Here is a 6,093-nt window from a genome sequence, read left to right on the forward strand (position 1 = left end):
CTATCTACGCTCATCCGGTCTCCCCCCCCCCTGGCCGTAACTCGAAATTCATTGGGTATACACCTTAGTCAGTATTTCGAGCTGTTCTTGCATCGCTAACCACGCTATTTCAACTTTTTCCAATTTCATTTTAAGCTGAGCTTGTTGTTGCAGACATGAGATAAGCTCGTTTTTACGCGCTATATCGTAGAGTGTTTGATCAAGCAATTTTTGTTCAATGGTTTGCTGTTCAATACTTAATTGCTCCATTTGTTGTTCCAGTAGCGTAATTTTATTACGCAAGGGTTGGCTCTGTTTGCGTAACTCTGCCCTGTGGCGTTTTTTATCAACCCGTCCTGCAACAAATTTAACTGCCGGTTCAGGGGGTTGCTGTTCATTTTGTTGATCCTGTGAACCCATTAGCCATTGTTGATAATCAGTTAAATCCCCGTAGAAGGGCGCAACATTGCCATTGTGAACCAGATAAAGATCGTCGGTGGTTGATCGCAATAAGTGTCGGTCATGTGAAACCACCACCAGCGCCCCTTCAAATTCAATGAGTGCTTCTGTTAAGGTTTGGCGCATATCTAAAATCTAAATGGTTAGTAGGTTCATCAAGCAATAATAAATTAGGGCGCTGCCAGACAATCAGCGCCAGTACCAATCGCGCTTTTTCGCCTCCGGAAAAACGTTCCGTTAGGCTGGTTACTTGATCCCCTTGAAAACCAAAACCACCAAGATAGTTACGTAACTGCTGCTCAGGCTCAAGTGGTGCTAGGCGAGCCATATGTTGCAGCGGTGATTCATCGGCGTGTAAATATTCAAGTTGATGTTGTGCAAAATAGCCTAGCTTGATGCCCTTAGCTAAACTTATTTCGCCACTTTGTGGCTTAAGTGTGCCGGCTAATAACTTAATTAATGTCGATTTTCCTGCGCCGTTACAGCCTAATAATCCGATACGCGAGCCAGGAACTAAATTGAGTTTAATCGATTGTAAAATCACTTTTTTATCATAACCGGCACAGACTTTTTCCATCCGTAATAATGGATTGGGCAAATTTTCGGGTGGAAAAAAACGAAAATGCAACGGATTATCGATAACGGTGGGAGCGATTAACTCCATACGTTCAAGCATTTTTATGCGGCTTTGGGCTTGTTTAGCCTTACTGGCTTTAGCGCGGAAACGATTAATATAGTGTTGTAAATGCGCTACTTTTTCTTGTTGATGCTGATATATGGATTTTTGTTGTAAAAGTTTAGCTGTCCGCTGACGTTCAAATGATGAATAATTTCCCGTGTATTCATTTAGCTTTTGCTGTTCAATATGTAAAACTTTGTCGATAATTGGATCCAAAAAATCGCGATCATGAGAGATAAGCATCAAAGTGCCGGGATAATTTTTCAACCATTTTTCTAGCCAAATCACCGCATCTAAATCGAGATGGTTAGTGGGTTCATCCAAGAGCAGTAAATCTGAGCGACAAATCAGTGCCTGCGCTAAATTAAGACGCATTCGCCAGCCTCCTGAAAAGGAGCAGACAGGTTGTTGTAGTTGATGTTGTGAAAAATCCTAGGCCATTGAGCAGATTGGCGGCACGCGATTGAATGGTCCAGGCTCCAATGGCTTCTAGTTCTCCGTGTAAATTAGCGATAGCGTGACCATCATTTTTTTCGTTGACGATTTGTAACTGGTTTTCTAAATGACGAAATTGGCGATCACCGTCGATAACGTATTCTATGGCGGGAACCTCTAATCCGGGTGTTTCTTGATCAACCCAGGATACTGTCCAATTAGCGGGGAAAATGGCATCACCGCTTTCGGCGCTGATTTCTTTTTTCAGTAGTGCCAGCAGCGTGGACTTTCCACAACCGTTCTTGCCAATGAGCCCGACCTTTTTACCTGGATTGATCGTTGCGGTTGCGTTGTCAAGTAACACACGAGTACCACGTCGAATTTGAAGAGAAGAAAAAACAATCATAGGCACCGTATGTTTAAAATATGTTAAATTGTATTGTTTGATGACTGATTCAGAGTATACCCCTTCGCCTTTGAAGTTGCCTTCGGCTGCCAGGGCGACCGACCGATGAGCGTGGACATACCAGGAGGGAGAACACCAGCAGCCAACAGCGCGGCGGCTTCAAAGGCAAAGGGTATACCGGACATTTTTTATCTTTACTCGCATGGTAACGGAAAACCAGCATTTTGACGACTTTTGGAGGAAAATGATGTTACCAATGCCTAAAATTTTATTGTTATATGCTCACCCAGAATCACAAAATTCGGTGGCTAATAAAATTTTATTACAATCTGCGGCGAAGTTAGCGCATGTTACTGTGCATGATCTCTACGCTTGTTATCCCGAATTTTTTATTGATGTTTGTCACGAACAACAACTATTGCGTGACCATCAATTCATTGTATTTCAACATCCTTTGTATACTTATAGCTGTCCAACTTTATTAAAAGAATGGTTTGACCGCGTATTATCTCGGGGTTTTGCCAGTGGCGTAGGTGGCAATGCTCTGCGAGGAAAATATTGGCGGTCGGTGACTACTACTGGTGAGCCTGAGAGCAGCTTTTACCGCGACGCTGATAACCGGTATCTGATGGAAGATATTTTGCAGCCTTTTAAATTTATTGCATCGATGTGTCATATGCATTGGATCATGCCGATGATTGTTTATTGTGCACGTCGGTTAGCGCCAACGGCGTTGCATCGACATGCTAAGGAGTACGTTCAATGGTTACAGTCCCCGTTATCCATCTCTGTATCTTCGGGGAAAAAATAATGGAAGATTCGGGTTTATTAACGGCTATCCTGCTCTTTTTATTTTCGGCGGTGGTGGCCGTTCCTATCGCCCAACGTTTGGGGATTGGAGGGGTATTAGGTTATTTGATCGCGGGGATAGCGATCGGGCCTTGGGGGTTAGGTTTTATCCATGATGTCGATGAAATTTTGCATTTTGCTGAGCTTGGTGTGGTTTTTTTGATGTTTATCATTGGACTAGAACTAAAACCGGCGAAGCTCTGGCAGCTTAGACGCTCGATATTTGGTGTAGGTGCTGGCCAGGTGGTGATCACTGCTTTAATCCTGGGTGCATTGCTTTATTATAGCGATTTTGCTTGGCAGGCAGCGATCATTGGCGGCATCGGTCTAGCGACTTCTTCTACCGCAATGGCGCTACAGTTGATGCGTGAAAAAGGAATGAATCGCAACGAAGGGGGGCAGCTTGGATTTTCAGTCTTATTATTTCAAGATATAGCGATAATTCCTGCATTGGCATTGATTCCTCTTTTGGCGGGATGTCATGGAGCCGTCGAGAACGATTGGGGTAAAATTAGCCTGAAAATGGCCGCTTTTGCTGGGATGCTGATCGGTTGTCGTTATCTGTTACGCCCTTTATTTCGTTATATCGTGGCGTCCGGTGCACGTGAAGTGTTTACCGCTGCTGCCCTCTTGGTGGTCTTAGGCTCGGCATTATTTATGGATATGTTGGGTTTATCGATGGCATTAGGGACTTTTATTGCCGGTGTTTTATTAGCAGAAAGTGAATTCCAACATGAATTAGAAATTGCTATTGAGCCTTTTAAAGGGTTGTTACTCGGGCTGTTTTTTATTTCTGTTGGGATGGCGCTAGATGTAGGCGTGCTTTTTGTTCATTTTTTTACCATATTGATGGGTGTGATTGCACTGGTTTCTATTAAAATTGCGGTGCTCTGGGCTTTATCGAGTATTTTAACGTTAAATCGTTCGGTACGATTGCAGTTTTCCACAGTACTGAGTCAGGGGGGAGAATTTGCATTTGTTCTATTTTCTGCGGCATTTAGCCAAAAAGTGCTAACGGCAGATCAATTGGCGCTGTTATTGGTGGTGGTGACGCTGTCGATGATGACGACGCGGCTGTTGATGAAGGGAATTGACTGGATGTTGGTGCGTCGCTATAACGAGCAGGAAGAAAATGATGAAAAGCCCTTCGTAGAAGATAATGATCCACAGGTGATTATTGTCGGTTTCGGTCGTTTTGGGCAGGTGATAGGGCGTTTATTAATGGCAAATAAAATGCGCATTACTGTATTAGAGCGTGATGTTAGTGCCGTTAGTATGATGCGTAAATATGGTTATAAGGTTTATTATGGCGATGCCACGCAACTAGATTTATTACGTGCCGCTGGCGCTGAAAAAGCAAAAGCCATCGTTATCACCTGTGATGAACCGGAAGATACGATGGAATTGGTTCGCCTCTGTCAGCAATATTTTCCGAATTTATGTATTTTTGCTCGCGCCCGTGGCCGGGTGGAGGCACATGAGCTGTTGCAATCTGGCGTAGATAATTTCGCCCGTGAAACTTTCTCTAGCGCTTTGGAATTGGGTCGTAAAACGTTATTAGCGTTAGGAATGCATCCTCATCAGGCCTATAGAGTACAGCAACATTTTCGTCGTTTGGATATGCGAATTCGTCGTTTGGATATGCGAATTGATGCCACAGCATCATGGGGATGTCGCTCAGATTTCTAGAGTAAAAGAAGCGCGGCGTGAATTAGAAGATATTTTTCAGCGAGACATGCAAGATGAACAACGGCAATTTGCTGATTGGGATAAATGATAAGTCGTATTGATAATTTCGAAATCTTCTTGAGCGATGTTCAGTTGAGGAAAAAATGAGCACAAGAAATTTCACGCGGAGATAACAATGACAACACGTAAAAGGTTTATCGCTGGTGCAATTTGCCCACATTGTCATGCGTTAGACACATTAGCGTTGTGGCGAGAAGAGCACGCTGGTGTCGCAATGGTAGAGTGTGTGAAATGTGATTATTATCAGCGTCAGCCGGATAAAAAAGCGAGTAAAACCATTCATGTTGATGAAAAAATAATAGGGATGTTTCATGTCTTTTGATGTCTTTAAAAATGATGTTATTTAAATTATTACGCTCGATTATTTTAGGGCTCATTGCTGCCGCCATTCTATTACTTTTATACCGTAGTATAAAAAATAATATTCATGAAACCATTCCGGTTAGTTATAGCAGAGCGGTAAGCCTTGCGGCGCCCGCGGTGGTAAATGTTTATAATCATAGTGTAGGAAATGTAGCTCAAGTTCCTTTAACGATACGGATGCTGGGGTCTGGCGTCATCATGAGTGACAAAGGCTATATACTGACCAATAAACATGTTATCAATTACGCTGAAAAAATTATTGTTGCGTTACAAGATGGTCGTATATATGAAGCATCATTGGTTGGTTCAGACGCTTTGACAGATTTAGCGGTATTGAAAATTGAGGCAGATAATTTGCCGATGATTTCAATTAACCTGAATCAAGTAACCCATGTTGGTGATGTCGTTTTGGCAATAGGTAATCCTTATAATCTAGGACAGACTATCACTCAAGGTATTATTAGTGCCACAGGTCGGGTTGGTTTGAGTGATTCTGGCCGACAAAATTTTTTACAAACGGATGCTTCAATTAATCGCGGCAATTCTGGCGGAGCTTTAGTCAATAGCTTAGGTCAATTAGTCGGTATCAACACATTATCATTTGACAAAAGCAGTAATGGTGAGATCCCGGAAGGCATCGGTTTTGCTATCCCTACGGCTTTGGCAACTAAGGTGATGCAAAAATTGATTCGTGATGGACGGGTGATACGTGGTTTTATTGGTATTACCGGTGACGATTATCCGCAGTTTAATTTAACTAATGCTAATAAAAAACCGATACAAGGCATTAAAGTGAACAAAATTTTGCCTGAGGGTCCTGCTGCTACGGCGGGGATCCAGATTGGAGATATTATTCTTAGCGTAAATGATGTCCGCGTTATTTCTACAATAGAAACGATGGATCAGGTAGCAGAAATACAACCTGGTACTGTTATACCGGTGCTGATATTACGTGATGAACAACAAATTATGTTGAAAATAATCATTAGTGAGTACCCTGATAGTTGAATGGTTATTACTTTTAGAGATTTCGACGGGCGCTTAACACAGAAACCAGAAGCGTGTTATTTATTTTTCGGTCAGTTATACTGCCTGCATCATTCATTTTATTTCCATAAACGATTATGCCAATGTTTTCGATTTTGGCTTTGATTGCCTATTTATTCAGTTTGGG

The 6,093-nt window shown here is 42.4% G+C and carries 3 protein-coding genes and 2 pseudogenes; 4 read left to right on the forward strand and 1 reads right to left on the reverse strand.

Going from position 1 to position 6,093, the window contains the following annotated elements; genetic code table 11:
- Nucleotides 1-48 precede the first annotated feature (48 nt).
- Nucleotides 49-1,958, reverse strand: a pseudogene (locus REG_RS08945) (ABC transporter ATP-binding protein).
- 247 nt (nt 1,959-2,205) lie between these two features.
- Here REG_RS08945 and kefG point away from each other — a divergent pair.
- From kefG to degS, 4 genes and pseudogenes are all read left to right on the forward strand, one after another.
- Nucleotides 2,206-2,769, forward strand: coding sequence for a glutathione-regulated potassium-efflux system ancillary protein KefG (gene kefG, locus REG_RS08950; protein ID WP_039908455.1), 564 nt, complete (start codon nt 2,206-2,208; stop codon nt 2,767-2,769).
- Nucleotides 2,769-4,584: pseudogene (kefB, locus tag REG_RS08955) on the forward strand (glutathione-regulated potassium-efflux system protein KefB). The gene kefG and the pseudogene kefB overlap by 1 nt, the downstream one beginning before the upstream one ends.
- 87 nt (nt 4,585-4,671) lie before the next feature.
- Complete coding sequence (locus tag REG_RS08960) at nt 4,672-4,878, forward strand: YheV family putative zinc ribbon protein (protein WP_006705347.1); 207 nt, start codon at nt 4,672-4,674, stop codon at nt 4,876-4,878.
- A 14-nt stretch (nt 4,879-4,892) separates the two neighbouring features.
- Nucleotides 4,893-5,927, forward strand: coding sequence for an outer membrane-stress sensor serine endopeptidase DegS (gene degS / locus REG_RS08965; RefSeq protein ID WP_039908456.1), 1,035 nt, complete (start codon nt 4,893-4,895; stop codon nt 5,925-5,927).
- The last annotated feature ends 166 nt before the right edge of the window (nt 5,928-6,093 follow it).

The organism is Candidatus Regiella insecticola LSR1, from assembly GCF_000143625.1.
GTDB classification, from domain to species: Bacteria; Pseudomonadota; Gammaproteobacteria; order Enterobacterales; family Enterobacteriaceae; genus Regiella; species Regiella insecticola.

What these genes read in the sequence shown, in the direction of transcription:
- kefG (WP_039908455.1), top strand. Translation starts at nt 2,206, where the DNA reads ATGTTACCAATGCCTAAAATTTTATTGTTATATGCTCACCCAGAATCA.
- REG_RS08960 (WP_006705347.1), top strand. Translation starts at nt 4,672, where the DNA reads ATGACAACACGTAAAAGGTTTATCGCTGGTGCAATTTGCCCACATTGT.
- degS (WP_039908456.1), top strand. Translation starts at nt 4,893, where the DNA reads ATGTTATTTAAATTATTACGCTCGATTATTTTAGGGCTCATTGCTGCC.